This window comes from Sphingobium sp. (genome assembly GCF_048594625.1).
In the GTDB taxonomy this organism is placed as follows: domain Bacteria; phylum Pseudomonadota; class Alphaproteobacteria; order Sphingomonadales; family Sphingomonadaceae; genus Sphingobium.
The window spans coordinates 1-15,703 of sequence record NZ_JBMDWL010000109.1; the positions used below are offsets into that span (position 1 = coordinate 1).

A 15,703-nucleotide genomic window follows, 5' to 3' on the forward strand; every position below is an offset into this window, starting at 1 on the left:
TGATCGATCATCTGCTTGGTGACGAGCGGCGCCAGCGCGGCGTTTCCGATGCCGACCAGTCCCTGATCGGTGAAGATTTCCACGATCAGCCAGCCATGGAAGGTGAAGGTCCCCATGGTTTCGGGCGACAGCATCGGCGACACCAGATCCATGGGATTGGTGCAGAAATGCGGTGGCAGGGGTACGGTTTCGCCTTCCCACTGGACCACGCGGGTGCGGACTTCGGTGATTTTCAAGGGAGGGCCTTTCGAGAGAAGATGAGTTGGGAAATGCGCGGAATGCAAAGGCAGATCAGCGCGAAGGCGATGAGGTGGAGCAAAGCCGCGAGCGTCAGCACCGGCGTGTAACCAAGCCCGGCGTCGAGCGCCCAGCCCGCCGCCTGCCCCATGACGATGCCGCCGAACGCGCCGCCAAGGCCGACGAGGCCAGCGAGACGGCCGAGGGCGCTGCGCGGGGCGAGATCGGTCGGCAGGGTCATGACGAGGGTGGACCAGCTTTGCTGACCGAAGAAGGCGAGGCTGAAAATGGCGATCACCACCGCGACCGACGGAGCCGATGGCGCCAGCATGACCCACGGCATGCAGGCGGCGCTGAGGCCCAGGGCGATCTTGCGCGCGGCATCGACGGATCGGCCGGAGGAGAGGAGGCGACTGGAGAGCCAGCCGCCGCAGAGACTGCCCACGCCCGACGCCGCATAGGGTATCCAGCCGATCGTCGCGGCCTGTTTCAGGTCGAAACCATGGGCCTCGAACAAATATTTGGGCAACCAGAAGAGGTAGAAATACCAGGCCCCGTCGCTGAGGAATTTGGCGACAACAAGGCCGCGTACTTCGCGGCGGGACAGCAGCATGGCGACCGTTGGGGCCGGGCCTGCATCCGCTTCTCCATGAGTGGCTGTGTCTTCGCCCGTCGGGGTGCGATAGGTCAGATACCACCAGAGCGCCCAAAGCAGGCCCAAGCCGCCGGTGATGAAGAAGACCCAGCGCCAGCTGGCAAGGTCGAACCAGTGGCCACAGGCAAGGATGCCCGCGATCAGCGGCGGGGCGATCACCGCGCCCACCGCTGTCCCCGCGTTGACGAGGCCCATGGCGGCGGCGCGCCGTTCGGGCGGGAACCATTCGGCAATGGCGCGGGTGGCGGCCGGAAAACCGCCGCCCTCCCCCACGCCCAATAGCAGGCGGCTGACGATCAAGGCGGCGATGCCGCCCGCCACGCCATGACTGGCGCAGGCGAGCGACCAGAAGATCATGATGGCAAGGAAGCCCGCCCGCGTCCCCACCCTGTCGAGCAGCCAGCCCCCGCCCAGATACATGAGGCCATAGGTGGCGAGGAACGCGGAATCGAGGAACGCCTTCGTCTGGTTGCCGATCGGAATGTCGGCCTCGATATATTTGATCGCCCAGGGCAGGGTCTGGCGGTCAAGATAGCTGATGGCGATGGCGACGGTAATCATCGCCGCGATCCCCCAGCGTCCCGCGTAAAGCCGATCCCCTGCCCCGACCAAAGCCGTCATCTTATCGGGCGTCCAGAACCAGCAGCGCCACGCCCTGACGCGGAAGCGTCAGATCGACGCTGGCCCCGCCGCGCCCACCAGTGACGGTGATATCCTGCGCCTGCATGACGGATGCCTTTTCCAGCTGCGCATATTGATCCTGATCGGGCGACTGGGGCGATCCCATCGCCTTCCATGCGGAAAAGGCGTTGGCATGATCGCCATCGACCCGCCACAGCTTTGCGGAGGCCGGTGCGGCCTTCAACCCTTTCAGATTGATCTTCACCTGCGCGTCCGGCCCGGCGACATCATCGTCATGATAATGCCATAGCAACATCGCAAGTTTCCCATCCTTTGTCCGGGTCGCGATGGAGCCGATGTCGGCATCGGCCTGAATGCCGTCCGCCATCGCCCGATCCAGCGGGATCTGCGCGGGGTTGGTGGTCGCCAGCTTCATTTCACCCAATTGCGCGAACATGCGAAAGACATTGAGGACCGGCAGGTCGACGCCATTGGTCGATAGCTGGCGATAACCCGCAAACCATGGCTGATCCTCGAACTCGAAGGACCAGGACAGCACGCCTTCCAGATTGACCTTGCGCCGTTCCGCCAGTTCCCAGATGCGCGCGAAGCTGGCCGCCGTGTAGCTGCTGTACATCGTGCCGTTGCGATAATCATTTTGCGGCCCCGGACAGGCAGCGCAGCCTTCGGGATCGCTTTCGCCGATCACGACCGGCTTTTTCGCCAGCGACGGGATGGACAGCACCTTGTCGAAACCGCGATTGGCTTCGCGCAGATGGGTGGCGATGCCCATGCGGACATGGCCATCGACGAAGACCGGCTTGCCCTTCGCATGGAAGGACAGGAAATCAGTGGGGGTGCCGGTCTGACCGGTGACATAGTTTCTGCCGGACGACACATGTTTCAGGAAGCCGTCCATGAAGGTGCCGCCTGCCCCCGCGACATCCGGCCCACCGACCTTTGCGGTAGGCAAGGCGCGGCGGACGGCGCCGATCGCATAATCATGCAGCTTGTAGAATTCCTCTGGCGAGGCCGTCCAGTAGAAGGGGGAATTGGGTTCGTTCCAGACTTCGAAGTACCAGTTCTCTACTTCTGCACGCCCATATTTTTCGACGTTGTGGCGCGTCCATTGATAGATGAGTTCCGCCCATTTTTCATAATCCTTGGGCGGATAGGTCCAGCCGGTCGCGATCAGCTTGTAATCGAAACCGGGACGCCAATTATGCTGATAGGGCGTGCCTGCCGGAGCGGACGACATTGCTTCGGGCATGAAACCGATCTGGAGATAGGGGCGCACGCCGCGCGCCAGATAGGTGTCGATGATGCCGTCGACGACTTTCCAGTCATAGACAGGCTTGCCATCCTTCGTTTCGGTATAGGCGTTGCTGCTGCCCCATTTGAAAGCGGCGGTGCCGTCCCCGCTGCTGAGCAGATTATGGGCGCGGAAGAAGACTTCCCCCTTTTTCAGTTCCCCCAGTTCGACCAGCAATTTGCGGCCATCCTTCATGGTCGCGTAATTGGGTTCATCCGCGCCGAAGAAACGCCAGACCGGCGGCAATTTGCCCGCAGGTTTCGCGGCATCCACGCCGATCGTCACCTGCCGCGCCTGCCCCGCTGCATCCTGGGCCGTCGCCAGTTGCGGCAGCGCCATCAGGGCTGTCAGGGAAGCGATAAGCCGGGCAATCGTCATGGAATATCCTTTCGATAAGGGCATGGCGTTTTTCAAAGCTTCGCCCGGAAACCAAGGGCGAAGGTGCGCGTGTAAAGAACCGTGTCGCGCGGGTAGAGGCCGGGGTCGTTGAACGACGTCTGGTAGAGATTTTTCAGCACATTGGTCGCGTCGAATACGACGGTGAACTGGGGATTGATCTCATAGGAAAATGACAGGTCAAGATTGCTGATCTGGCCATTGGTGATGAAATTGGGATTGACCCCGGTAAAGTGCAGCCCGGCATTATATTTATCGCGCCAGACATAGGAGATACGGCTGGAAAATCCGCCCTTTTCATAGATGAGTGTGCCGGTGGCGGAATATTTGGACACATTCTGGAACGGGATGTCCATATAGCCGGTCACGCCGGGTAGCGGCGACAGCGCGCTGTTTTTCCCATCGATATAGGTGCCGTTTGCGCTGATCCCGATCCCGTCGAGCCAACCGGGCAACCCCTTTGGAAAGACGGTGAAACCACCCTCTATCCCCTGCAATTTCCCCGATCCCGAATTTTCCGGCCGGGTGATCTGATAGACGCCATTGTCCGGTCCCAGATAGTCGATGTCGAAATTGCTGGTGACCGACTGGATGAAGCCGGTGACGTCGCGGCGGAATATGGTCGCGGTGATCGAACTGGACCGGTCGATATACCATTCGAGCGACAGGTCGTAATTGTCCGACCGGATCGGCCGCAAATCGGCATTGCCGCTGGTGCCGCGACCGAAGGGTTGCTGCCCCGGCACTGGCGGCGTCAGGGTGAGCGCGGGGTTGAGCTGTGCGAAGCTGGGCCGGGTGATCGTCTTGCTGGCGGCGAAACGCAGGAAGAGATTGTCCTGGAGTTTGTAACGCAGGGCAAGGCTGGGCAGCACATCGGTGCCCTTGTTGCGGATGGTCACGGGCGAAGTCGCACCGCGCAGCACAAGGAAGGCGTGGGAGGTGATGTCGGTGCGGATCACGCGCACGCCGATCTGCCCATCCAGCCGGCCGACCTCTATATTCGCCTGACCATAGCCCGCGTAGTTCTTTTCCGTAATGTCGAAATGCTGCGTATCCTGAAAAGCCGGATCGCCCGGTGCAAGGCCGAACAGCTGGCGCAGCGACCCGACATTGTTCAGCAGATAATCCGTGGTCGGCGTGGCCCATTGCCGCACGAATTGCCGCGTACCGGTGTAGAAATCGCCCGGCGTTACCGTCATCAGACCCGGCAGACTGGCGGCGCGCGTTGTATAGCAGCGGACCGGACCAGCGGCCGAACAATTCGCGATCTGGGTGAAGCTGTCCGACTTCGCATCGCGCTTGCTGAAGCGCGCACCGATGTCCAGTCCCGAAAAGATCAGGAAGGGTGAGCGCCAGGACAGATCGCCGCGCCAGGCCAGTTCCTTGCCATCCCCAATCGTGCGCGTGGTCGATAGCCGGGAAAGATAATAGCGCGACGGATCGGCCATATCGTCATTGGGAAGGGTGAAATAGGGCGCGCCCGATCCGTCGTTGAACACTGCATCGGTGCGCGACGCGATGAAATCCACGTCCAGATTATTGGCGATGTCGGTGGCTTTGGACCGGGTATAGGAAAATTCGGTCGCAGCCTTCCAGTCGCCCGCTTCCCAATCCGCGCCGAGCGCACCCTGCCAGCGATCCGCCTTGTTTTTATAGGCCGTTCCGAAATTGGCGACCCGACCGCCAGTGATGCTGAGAGACTTCACCAGTTTCGTGTCATCCACGAAGACGAGCGGAGACAGCAAAGTGCCGTTCATCGACGTGAAATTCTGATTGCCGTTGCCGCGTTCGCGATAGCCGTAGATCAGGCCGTCGGCGTGAATGGTCAGCCGTTCGTCAGGCGCCCATTGCAGCGTCGCATTGACAGCCGGACGGGTGCGCGTTCCAATCCGGTCGAAAGCGCCGATCACGTCGGTGCGGAATACGCGCGGGTCAGCCGGATTGGTGCCACGCGGGTCGAGCGGGACGCCGGGCGTATAGGGCGCGCGGCTGTTATCCAGATTATAGCCGAAATAGCCGCCGCTATAGATGGTCTGATCGCGATAGCGGGTCCTGTGGTATGAAATGCTGACCAACGCGCCGATTTCGCCGATGCCGGTCGACCAGCGATTGGAGATCAAGGCGCTGGCATAGGGATCGATCCGGTCGGGCTGTTCGCTATAAACCTCACGTCCGGCAAGCGCCAGTTCGAAGCCCCTGAAATCGAACGGGCGCCTGGTGCGGACGTTGATGAGGCCTGCTATGCCGCCTTCAAGCTGATCGGCGGAGCGCGACTTATACACGTCCACGCCCGAAACCAGATCGGCCGGCACATCCGCCAGCGACAGCGACCGGCCGGTGGTGCTGAAGATGTTGCGGCCATTGATCAGGGTGACGACATCGGGAAGCCCGCGGATCAGGACCGTGGCCGATTCGCCGCGGGCGCGCGGAGAAACCTGAATGCCCGGCACGCGCTGAAGCGCCTCCACAACATTATTGTCGGGCAGTTTGCCGATGTCCTCCGCAACGACGGAGTCCACCAACTGTTGCGCGTTACGCTTGATATTCTGCGCCGACGACAGGCTGGCCCGCATGCCGGTCACGATAATGTCGCCGTCGATCACCGCATTCGCCTCCTGCGCGGCGGCCGACTGCGCAGCCAGCACCGCACATAGCGAGATAGAAAGATACACGCCTGCCTTCATCGCACATCCCCTCCGAGTCATTTTTATTTCTCATACTAGATGACGGAGGTTTTTGTTTGTTTAAAGCCATAATTTGACGGAGTAAATGAGCATCAGCACAAATCGCCAATTTTTCTCATACCAATTATGGTTTTTATGCCGATTGCACTTGACGATCCGAACGGCGAGGATGACGAAAGCGCATGACGCAAGCTGATGATCACCCCCTTTCCCGCCCGGCTCATGCGACGCAGCGGGCCGTGCATGACCGGATCGCCCATGATCTGGGCATTGCGATCGTCGGTGGCCGCTACCAGCCCGGCGACATCTTGCCCGGTGAAGACCGTTACAGTGCGGAACAGGGAGTGTCGCGCACCGCCTATCGCGAGGCCGTTCGCGTGCTTTCAGCCAAAGGACTGGTCTATAGCCGGACCAAAAGTGGTACGCGGATCAATGATCGACTGCGCTGGAACATGCTGGATCTGGATGTGCTCGCATGGATGTTCGAAGCCGGACCGACACAGGCGTTCCTGCGCGATATTTTCGAGTTGCGGATCGTGGTGGAGCCTGCGGCGGCGCAGTTCGCCGCGTTGCGCAGGGACGGGCAGGATATTTCACGCATGGGCCATGCGCTGGAAGGAATGCGTCAGTTTGGCCTCAAAACCCCCGAAGGGCGCGCCGCCGACCAGAATTTCCATCGCCAGATATTGCTCGCGACGCGTAATGAATCGCTCATAACCCTTGCGACATCGGTCACCGCCGTTGTCGCCTGGACCACGCGGTTCGCCCGTGACGAGCGCAAGGAATCGCGCGATCCCATGCCGGATCATGACGCGGTATTCGACGCCATCATGCGTGGAGAGGGCGAGGAAGCGCGCCTGAAGATGCTGGCCCTGATCCGCAATGCGTCCAACGATGCGGGGATGTTGTAGCGGGCCGCATTTTATTTCTCATACCAGATTGAGAAACCATTCTGATCGTCTTGCCGAGTAGCTGTCGGCAATCTGAATGATTTGCGATCGGTCGGCGAGACCCTATCGCGAAACACAAATGAGCCTATCGGCTGGCAGACTGGCCTGGCCCGCCCTAAGCCTTAAAACATGATCCGATTGGAGGGGGTCGGACCATGTTCCAAATGTCTTTTGTTCACCGCATTTTGCGGGCCATCATCTGTTCCAGATGACTTCAAGATGCTCTAGCGATTCGCCTTGTCCGCGGCCTGTCGGGCGGCGAGCTGACGCGCGGCTGTTGCAGTTGCGTCGGTCGCCGTCACGATGCCGTCCTTGTCATTATCCTGCTCAGCGAAGGCGCCGGCGCCCGACGCATCATATTCCGCCTGCGTCATCTGACCATTTTTGTCCTTGTCCAGCACGCCGAAGCGGACATGCGTCTGCCGGATCTGGCGCTGACGTTCCATCTTCTTTTCCTCGCTGCGATCGGACGCGGCGAGCTGTTGCTTCAGGCGGGCGCTATATTCCTTCACATATTCTTCTTCCGACACCCAGCCATCACCATTGCTGTCCGCCGCCTTGAAGCGCGCCAGGCGACCGGCATCAAATTCGACGCGGGTCACCTGACCATCATGGTCGGCGTCATAGTCGTGGATGAAGGCCGATCCTTCATGCGGTGCAGCCATGGCCGTTCCGGCAACGCTGAGCAGCGCGACGGTCAGGGCGATATGGATTTTCACAGGATCTCCGTCAGTTGAAAGGACGCGCGCGTCAGGCCGCGTCGAAGGTCAATGTGTAGGTGTAGCTGCGATAGGGTGCTTCGGACCCGGCGGGGGCCACACGGCGATGCCGCACGAGGATGATGTAAACGCCCGCGTCGTCGGACTTCAGCGTGAAGCGACTATCGGCACCGCTCTTGATCTGGGCGACGACCTTGCGTCTGTCATACAGGCCCGCCGCGCGGAACAGGGTGATATCGACGCTCGCCAGCGGCTTGCCACCGAACAGCAGCGCGAAACTGGCGTCAGATCCCGCCACGATGCCATCGGGATGGGCGAAGGCTTGAATTTCCAGCGCCTTGCCGATCGTCCGTAACGCCGCATCGGTCGGCTGACCGCGCGTGACATAGGCGTCGGCCAACGTCATGCTCTGCACATCGACCATCTGCGCATTGGCAGGCGGTTCTCCACCTTCTGCGCGCATTTCCCATTTGTCGCCCTGTCGAAACATCTTGCCTTGCGCGCCGCACGCTGGCCGCTGGTCACGCGATAGGCGCCATCGGCCGGTATCGCCGCTTCGAAAACGCTCAGATCGCACAAATGCGCGACCGAACCGGTTGGAGCATGGTGAGGAAGAGGCGGAGATGGCGGCCAGTGCAGACGCCGCCGTCCCGCCTTCCGCCCGTTCCTCCCACGCCTGTGGCTCAACCGGGCCCTGTCGCAGCGGCGGCGCCACCCATGTTGGTCGTGCCGCCGCGCCTGTCGGTTGCTGCGCCGGTATCACCTGTATCGACGCCCGCCAGCGCCGTTGCGGCAGCGGCGCGGCCAAGCCCCCGGTCTTGACCCAGTCCGATGTCGCACCGCCCGGCGGGGGGGGGGGGAGGCCGACGGGCTGGACGTCAAGGCGCCGCCGGGGACGAGCCGCAGCTATGCAGCCAAGGTCCGGTCCTGGCTCTATCCCCGCCGCGCCCGGATGCGACGGGAAGAAGGCCAGGTGCAGGTGCGCTTCGTCCTCGACCGCGGGCATGCTTCTGGAAAGCGTCATTGTCCACGGGTCAGGCAAAGCGGCACTGGACGAGGAGGCCGAAGCGATACTGCGCCGCGCTTCGCCCTATCCGCGCGCGCGCCTCTGGAACTGCCCGGCGATCGCATCGAATTTACCGTGCCGATCATTTTCACGCTGCCGGTGTGATTCATCGCCCGGTAGAGTGCGGGCGCGCGTTTACTGGCCCGTCTGCGAACTGCGGCGCTTGGCCCAGCTGCTTTCGATATGTTCGCGCATCGCCCGCGCGGCGGCTTCCGCATCTCCGACAGCGATCGCATCATGGATGCGCTTATGCGCGGCATGGGTGTCACGCACATGCGCGACGCTGAGTCGCCCGGCATAGCCATGGGTCTTGAGCGCCTTTCCCTGAATGCCATCAATGATCGCCTTGCTCAGGCGGTCGCCGGACATGCGCATGATGATGTCGTGAAACTGCACATCTTCATGCACATAGGCGGCGGGCATTTCGATCAGCCCTTCCAGCTTCCGGATCTGGGCCGACAATTCGGCGAGCGTTTCGGGCGTGACCTTCTTCGCTGCCTTGGCCGCCATCGATGCTTCGAGCGAAGACCGGATTTCCGAAAGATTGTCGAGATAGGACAGCCCGTCCTCCCGCCGGAACAGCGCTGCAAGGATCATAGGATCGAGCAGGTTCCAGTCGCGCGATTCCCGCACGATGGTGCCCCGCCCCTGCTGCGACACGACCAGTCCCTTTTCCGTAAGGGCCGTGGTCGCTTCGCGCACCACCGTCCGACTGACGCCGTACAGATCGCACAACATGTTTTCCGGCGGCAACGCGGTGCCGGCAGGATACATTTCGGTCACGATCGCATTGACCAGATCTTCCACCACCGCTTCCGCCAGTCTGGGGCGACGGCGTACCCTTTGCGTCGCTGCCAAAGACCCCATGGCCGCCTTATCCTGCATCTGTTCTAACGCCTTTTCCGGTCACGACGCCCTTCCCTGCGTCGATTTCGACCGTGGACCCGATTGACAAGCGCCGTCAAGGCTTGCCAAATAATATAGATAATACATAATATGATTTATGGCCGGACCAGTTCGGTAGGGAGGATAAAGGCATGAAGATTACGGGCTATCGCAGCCTTACTGCCTATCACGACTGGCAGCGTCCGGTGGGTGATGTGAACGGCGTCGTACAGTCGGGAATTACCGAAGTACCGGTGCTGTTGCTGGAAACCGATGGCGGCCTGACGGGCATCGGCCTTGGCCAGCATGCGGAGATCGAGCGCCTTTTCCCCGCCGTCGACAATGCCGATCCGCGTGGCGTGTCAACGCTTTACGATGCAATGTTGGCGCATGTATTCAAAAGCGGCCATGCTGGCGCGACGTTCGGCACCATCGCGGCGATCGACATGGCCCTGTGGGATCTGAAGGCGAAGATGGCCGATGAACCATTGTGGCGCACATTGGGTGCGGGCGACCGGTTCGTACCGGGCTATGCATCGGGACTATGCTATGGGCTGGATGACGCGGCCTTTGGCGCGCATTATCGCGCGTGGGCGGATCGCGGCTTCAGCGCGGCGAAGATCAAGGGCGGGCGTGATCTGGATCGTGACATTGCGCGACTGGAAACGGTACGCGACATATTATCCCGCAACAGTGATCGCCCCGCATTGATGCTGGACGTCAACGAAGCATGGAACTGCAAGCAGGCGATCCGCCATCTGGCGGAAATCGAAAAGCGGGTGGACCTGACCTGGATCGAAGAGCCGGTTCGGCGTTGGGATGCAGCGGGACTGGCCGACATTGCGCGGGCGGCAAGGACGGCGGTAGCCACGGGCGAAAACCTCACCGGGATCGAACAATATCTGCCCCTGTTCGATGCACGCGCAGTCGACATCGTACAGTCCGGCAGCGTGTGGGGCATCACCCATTTCATGCGAGTGGCGATGGCGGCCCATTCACGCGGGCTTCCCGTATCGCCCGTCGCCTATAATGCCAATCCGGTCGCCCATGCCGCAGCCGCCATGCCCAACATGATCGGCATAGAGGTGCAGGATTTCGGTGTGCCCACGGGGTTTGACGTCGATCAGCAGATTGCCGACGGCGGCATTCTGCTGGGTGACCGGCCGGGTCTGGGCATCGTTATCGACGAAGCCACCATTGCGGCCAGCGTCGCCGGAAACGGATGGAATGTGCAAGGCGGCCCGCATCGTCGCCCGCGCAATGCCGGACTGTATCTCGCCCCCAAAAGCGGGACCGTGGGCCTATGAGCGATGCCGCCGCCCCGATGCAGGAGCGCTCGCCCGGCTGGGTCAGCGGCACGGCGCGCGTGCGGCTGCAACTGTCGCTGATGGTGAATTTCTTTCTGCTGATGGCGCTGTACAGCGGAGTTCTGGGCGTATTGCTGCCCAATCAAATCGCCGAACTTTCGCCCGGTGCGAAGGAAAATAATCTGGCGCTGCTCTTTGCCGTCACATCGATTTTTTCGACGCTGGCCACGCCCATCGCTGGCGCCCTGTCCGACCGGACGCGTAGCCGCTGGGGTCGGCGGTCGCCATGGATCGCCATCGCATCGCTGATCGGGTCGCTATGCCTGTTCGGCGTTTCGTGGATGACCAGTTTCTGGTCGCTGATGATCCTGTGGGTGATGGCGGCCGTCGCCTATAACAGCATGCAACCGGCCATGACGACATTGATCGCCGATCGTTTCTCCCCCGAATCGCGCGGCGGCGTGTCGGGCATCGTCGGCGCGGGCATGACCGCGGGACTGACAGCGGGGACCGTCGTGGCGGGGTATCTGGCGGGGGAACGGGTGCTGGCCTACGCCCTGTTCGCAGGCGCGATCGCGGCGTCCTGCATCGCCTTCGTCGCGCTCAATCGCGAACCGCCCAGCGACGACCTGCCCCATCGCCCGATAATATGGAGCAGCTTTGCCAAGAGCTTCTGGATCAGCCCGCGGGACCACCCCGATTTCGCATGGGCCTTTGCCAGCCGATTCACCATCTACATGGGGTATCAGGCGGTCGCCGCCTATCTGCTCTATATCTTGCGCGACTATATCGGGCTGGCGGACGGCGCGTCCAATATCGCCATCGCCAACATGGCCCTGCTCACGCTGGTCTGCCTTGTCATATCGTCGCTGGCGTCGGGCTGGCTGTCGGATCGGTGGCAAAGGCGCAAACCCTTCGTCATTCTGGGCAGCCTGATCATGGGCGTCGCGATGGCGGCGCCCATGATCGCGCCATCCATGGTAGGCATGTGGATCTATGCCGGGGTCATCGGCATCGGATATGGCATGTTCATGTCCATTGACATGGCGCTGATGACGCAGGTGCTGCCGCAAAGCGCGGAAGGGGATGAAGGCAAGGATCTGGGCGTGCTGACCACTGCGGTCAACATTCCCCAGATCATCAGCCCGGTCATGGCCGCCATCCTACTTGGCCTGTTCGACAATGATTATCGTGCAATCTTCATCGCTGCGCTGCTGTTCGTGTTTGGATCGGCGCTCTGTGTGCTGCCGATCCGCTCGGTACGCTGATTCATATTATGTATTACGTCATTTGACATGCGCGCAAAGTTGCGCCATTAATATGATAATAAGAATGAGGGAGAGTGGAACATGAGGAAGGTGGGTGGAATCCGTCTTGCGTGCATGGTTGCAGCGTCTGGCATGGCGCTGACCATCGGCAGCAGCGCCAGTGCGCAACAGGCCACGGCACCACAAGGCACGGAGCCGACGAACGAAGACATCATCGTAACCGGCATCCGCGCCAGCCAGAAAGCATCCATCGACATTAAGCGCGATTCCATCAGCGTAGTGGATTCGATCGTGGCGGAGGATCTGGGCAAGCTGCCCGACCAGAATGTCGCGGAATCGCTGCAACGTGTCGCGGGCGTCACCATCGAACGGAACCGCGGCGAGGGGCGCTATATCACCGTGCGCGGCTTTGGCCCGAAATTCAATGCGGTGACCGTCAACGGCCGCACTTTGGCCACCGACAATAATGGCCGCGAATTTTCATTCGACGTGCTGCCATCCGAAATCATCGCAGGCGCCGACGTCTTCAAATCGCCCCAGGCCAATATCAATGGCGCGTCGATCGGCGCTACCGTGGACGTGCATACGCTGCGCCCGATCGATCAGAAGGAAAAATTCGCGTTCAGCGGGTCCGCCGGGCAGATGTGGGCGGAACTGGCCGACAAGTTCAATCCGGAAATATCGGGCGTGGCGTCGTGGCGGAACGAGGATCGGACGATCGGCCTGTCGCTGTCGGGTGTCTATACCAAACGCGATACCCGCAATGACGAATTCACGATCGGCGCGGGTCATGTCCGCCGGTCGAGCGGCGACAGCTATTATCGCGCCAATGGCGTGGACGGCGCACGCATCGGTCCGGGCGTCGCACCATTTTCCAATGTCTCCATGCCGTCCAACCTGTCCCCTTTTTTCTTCGAGCGCAGTCTGGAACGGTACGGCTTTTCCGGCGCATTGCAGGTGCGGCCGACCGATACGCTGACGGTGACGCTGGACGGCCTGTATTCCAAGGCCAACTTCACCGAACAGCAGACCGGCCTTGCCTACGACTTTTCTGGCGGCACGCTGGTGGAGCAGGTAGTCGAGGATGGCGAAGCCGTATATCAGCGCTATCAGGGCGGGTTTGTCGACCAGATCCTGCAATATGATCAGCGCAACGTCACGACCGACCAGTTCGGCATCAATGTCGAATGGAAGCCGGTCGATACGTTCAAGCTGAAACTGGATGCGTCGCGGTCCAAGGCGGAACGGCGGGGCAAGGAGAACAACCTGTTCACCACCATCCGGCGCAAGAATATCGACCATTGGTTCGACCGGCGCAGCGGCAGCCCGATTTACGAATATGGTTTCACCAGCCCCAATTACGCCAATCCAGCGACCAATCCGCAGGGGATCACCGCCCATTATTATATCTGGGGCGGCGGCACCGATGTCGATGACAAGATCAACGAATATCGCGCCGATGCCGAATGGAATGCGACGTCGAACCTGACCTTCTTCACCGGTGGCATGATCGCCAACCGCAAGAAGACGCTGACCGCCGATGAAATGCCCTTTGGCGAACAATGCGCCTATTGCGGATCGAACCGGGTACTGCCGACGTCGCTGTTCAGCCCGACCAACCGCAATTTCTTTCAGGGAAGCGGCCCGGACAATATCATCCGCGACTGGGTGATCTATAATCCCCAGCAGCTGGTGGGCGTGATCGACCAGTTCGCGGCGGCCGATGGCATCGCCTTCAATCCGGCGGTCTTTTCGCCGTCGGCGTCCTCGGTCGTCGATGAAAAGGTCAAGATCGGTTATGTCATGGCCAATTTCGAGACCCTGCTGGGATCGATGCCGCTGACCATCAATGCGGGTCTGCGGTATGAGAATACGGACTATACCTCTTCGGGCGCGTCGCGGACCGTCATCAGCGCCAGGCCGCGGGTGGACGCCAACGGCAATCCCACCGGCCAGAACGACATCATCGTGTCGGGCATCGTGCCGGTCAGCTTCCGCGGCAAATATGACGACTGGCTGCCGTCGCTGAACGTCAAGCTGGAGGTGACGAACGAACTGATCCTGCGGCTGGCCGCGTCCAAGGTGATGACCCGGCCGACGCTGACCGACCTGTCGCCACGCCAGAGCATCCAGACCAACCCGGGCAATGAAACGATCAGCCGCGGCAACCCGGACCTGCAACCGTTCCGCGCGAAGCAGGTGGAACTGGGCGCGGAATGGTATTTCGCGGATTCATCGCTGCTGTCCTTCGCGGCCTTCTACAAGAAGATCGACAGTTTCGTGACCCAGATCACCACCCCGCAACAGGTGGATCAGGTAACGTTCCAGGTGACCGTGCCGGGCAATGGCAAGGGCGCGACGGTCAAGGGGTTCGAAGTCGGCTATCGACAGGCGTTCAGCAGCCTGCCCGCCCCCTTTGACGGTCTGGGGGTCCAGACCAGTTTCAACTATACCGATTCCAACGCCCGTTATGAAAATGCGGTCGCCAACGTGTCCTTCGGGCTGGAGGGGCTGTCCAAATATAGTTACAGCCTGGTCGGCTTTTACGAGAAATACGGGGTTCAGGCGCGTGTCGCCTATACCTGGCGTGACAATTTCCTGCAGGTCGCGGTCGGGCGCAATGGCGAGCCGGAATTTTTCAACAGCTATGGCCAGCTGGATGCCGGGCTTTCCTATGAAGTCACGCCCAATTTCACCGTCTTTGCCGACGCGATCAATCTGAACGACGCCAAGGAGTTCATCTATTCCGTCAGCGAAGACCGGACCAAGGAATATCGCCGGACCGGCCGCCGCCTGTCCGCCGGGGTCCGGGTGCGTTTCTGACATTTTGGGGCGGGGCGAAGGCTCCGCCCCACCCCCTATCCCATCCAGCCGGGAATATCGCGGCGGGCATGGAGTATGCGCCAGACATCGATATGGTCGGGGCGATCCACATAGAAGATCAGATAGGGAAAGCGCGCCATTTTGCGGTGGCGCAGACCCGGCAGGTCGAGTTCATGGGCGTAGCGGGTGGAGCCGCTGGCAGGACGGGCGGAGATCAGCCGGTAGCCGTCGGCCAGCGCGTCGATGAAGCGCAGCGCGACATCCTGTCCCGCCTGCCCGGTATAATAGTCGATAATCTGATCGACATCAGCACGCGCCATGGCGCGCGGGATGATGCGTTTCACGGCAGTCAGCGCCGCTGGCCGGTCACCCGATCGCGCAACATATCGAAATAGGTCGCGTCCGCCGCATCCGTCGGCGCGCTGGCGGCGCCGTCGAGCAACAGGGTGCGCAGCGCCTGCCGATCCTGATCCTTTCGAATGAGGTCGCGCATATATTCGCTGCTGGTCCCGAAACCACGGCCCGTCACCTGCTGATCGACGAAAGCCTTGAGCGTTTCGGGCAGGGAGATGTTCATCGTGGTCATGCCGTCACCTTAAGGCTTTTGGCAAATTTTGGCAAATCGCCATGCGATGAAACGCGGTTGTGAGACAGCGAAAGTGACAATGTTGCGCGATTTCGCACATTATATATCGCCGTAAGTTATTGATAATATGTGATATTATCGAATGTTGAAATGACAGCCTGTTCGCGACTCTAAAATATCCCTTATTTTTCAAT

The 15,703-nt window shown here is 61.0% G+C and carries 12 protein-coding genes and 1 pseudogene; 4 read left to right on the forward strand and 9 right to left on the reverse strand.

The features are described from left to right. The 4 genes and pseudogenes from ACOJSJ_RS14185 to ACOJSJ_RS14200 all read right to left on the reverse strand — a co-directional run. Positions 1–236 (reverse strand): annotated as a pseudogene (locus ACOJSJ_RS14185) (L-rhamnonate dehydratase); the annotation flags it as partial. Then, on the reverse strand, positions 233–1,513 hold the full coding sequence (locus tag ACOJSJ_RS14190) for an MFS transporter (RefSeq protein ID WP_420145624.1): 1,281 nt from the start codon (positions 1,511–1,513) through the stop codon (positions 233–235). The gene ACOJSJ_RS14190 and the pseudogene ACOJSJ_RS14185, both read right to left, overlap by 4 nt. 1 nt (position 1,514) lies before the next feature. Continuing rightward, the gene (locus tag ACOJSJ_RS14195; RefSeq protein WP_420145625.1) at positions 1,515–3,203 is read right to left on the reverse strand and encodes a GH39 family glycosyl hydrolase; all 1,689 of its coding nucleotides are present in this window, start codon (positions 3,201–3,203) and stop codon (positions 1,515–1,517) included. A gap of 32 nt (positions 3,204–3,235) precedes the next feature. Continuing rightward, complete coding sequence (locus tag ACOJSJ_RS14200) at positions 3,236–5,893, reverse strand: TonB-dependent receptor (protein WP_420145626.1); 2,658 nt, start codon at positions 5,891–5,893, stop codon at positions 3,236–3,238. Positions 5,894–6,087: 194 nt separating this feature from the next. Here ACOJSJ_RS14200 and ACOJSJ_RS14205 point away from each other — a divergent pair, with 194 nt between their 5' ends. Further along, positions 6,088–6,816 carry a FadR/GntR family transcriptional regulator gene (locus ACOJSJ_RS14205; protein ID WP_420145627.1) on the forward strand — a complete coding sequence of 243 codons (729 nt, stop codon included), beginning with the start codon at positions 6,088–6,090 and terminating at the stop codon, positions 6,814–6,816. A gap of 263 nt (positions 6,817–7,079) precedes the next feature. On the opposite strand, the gene ACOJSJ_RS14210 is transcribed toward ACOJSJ_RS14205, so the two are convergent. From ACOJSJ_RS14210 to ACOJSJ_RS14220, 3 genes are all read right to left on the reverse strand, one after another. Beyond that, entirely contained in the window at positions 7,080–7,574 is a 495-nt protein-coding gene (locus ACOJSJ_RS14210) for a hypothetical protein (protein WP_420145628.1), read from the reverse strand. 31 nt (positions 7,575–7,605) lie between these two features. After that, positions 7,606–8,580, reverse strand: coding sequence for a DUF4198 domain-containing protein (locus ACOJSJ_RS14215; protein ID WP_420145629.1), 975 nt, complete (start codon positions 8,578–8,580; stop codon positions 7,606–7,608). Positions 8,581–8,775: 195 nt separating this feature from the next. After that, positions 8,776–9,507, reverse strand: coding sequence for a FadR/GntR family transcriptional regulator (locus ACOJSJ_RS14220; protein ID WP_420145630.1), 732 nt, complete (start codon positions 9,505–9,507; stop codon positions 8,776–8,778). A gap of 170 nt (positions 9,508–9,677) precedes the next feature. On the opposite strand from ACOJSJ_RS14220, the gene ACOJSJ_RS14225 reads away from it, so the two are divergent. The 3 genes from ACOJSJ_RS14225 (at position 9,678) to ACOJSJ_RS14235 (ending at position 14,923) form a co-directional block, all read left to right on the forward strand. Continuing rightward, complete coding sequence (locus ACOJSJ_RS14225) at positions 9,678–10,832, forward strand: mandelate racemase/muconate lactonizing enzyme family protein (RefSeq protein WP_420145631.1); 1,155 nt, start codon at positions 9,678–9,680, stop codon at positions 10,830–10,832. Continuing rightward, a complete protein-coding gene (locus tag ACOJSJ_RS14230) occupies positions 10,829–12,100 on the forward strand; it encodes an MFS transporter (protein ID WP_420145632.1) in 1,272 nt (423 codons plus the stop codon). The genes ACOJSJ_RS14225 and ACOJSJ_RS14230 overlap by 4 nt, the downstream gene beginning before the upstream one ends. 132 nt (positions 12,101–12,232) lie before the next feature. Next, entirely contained in the window at positions 12,233–14,923 is a 2,691-nt protein-coding gene (locus ACOJSJ_RS14235; RefSeq protein WP_420145633.1) for a TonB-dependent receptor, read from the forward strand. Positions 14,924–14,958: 35 nt separating this feature from the next. Here the strand turns inward: ACOJSJ_RS14235 and ACOJSJ_RS14240 are convergent, their stop codons facing one another. Both ACOJSJ_RS14240 and ACOJSJ_RS14245 read right to left on the reverse strand, forming a co-directional pair. Beyond that, positions 14,959–15,267 carry a type II toxin-antitoxin system RelE/ParE family toxin gene (locus tag ACOJSJ_RS14240; RefSeq protein ID WP_420145634.1) on the reverse strand — a complete coding sequence of 103 codons (309 nt, stop codon included), beginning with the start codon at positions 15,265–15,267 and terminating at the stop codon, positions 14,959–14,961. 5 nt (positions 15,268–15,272) lie between these two features. Next, complete coding sequence (locus ACOJSJ_RS14245) at positions 15,273–15,509, reverse strand: ribbon-helix-helix domain-containing protein (RefSeq protein ID WP_420145635.1); 237 nt, start codon at positions 15,507–15,509, stop codon at positions 15,273–15,275. Positions 15,510–15,703: the final 194 nt, after the last annotated feature.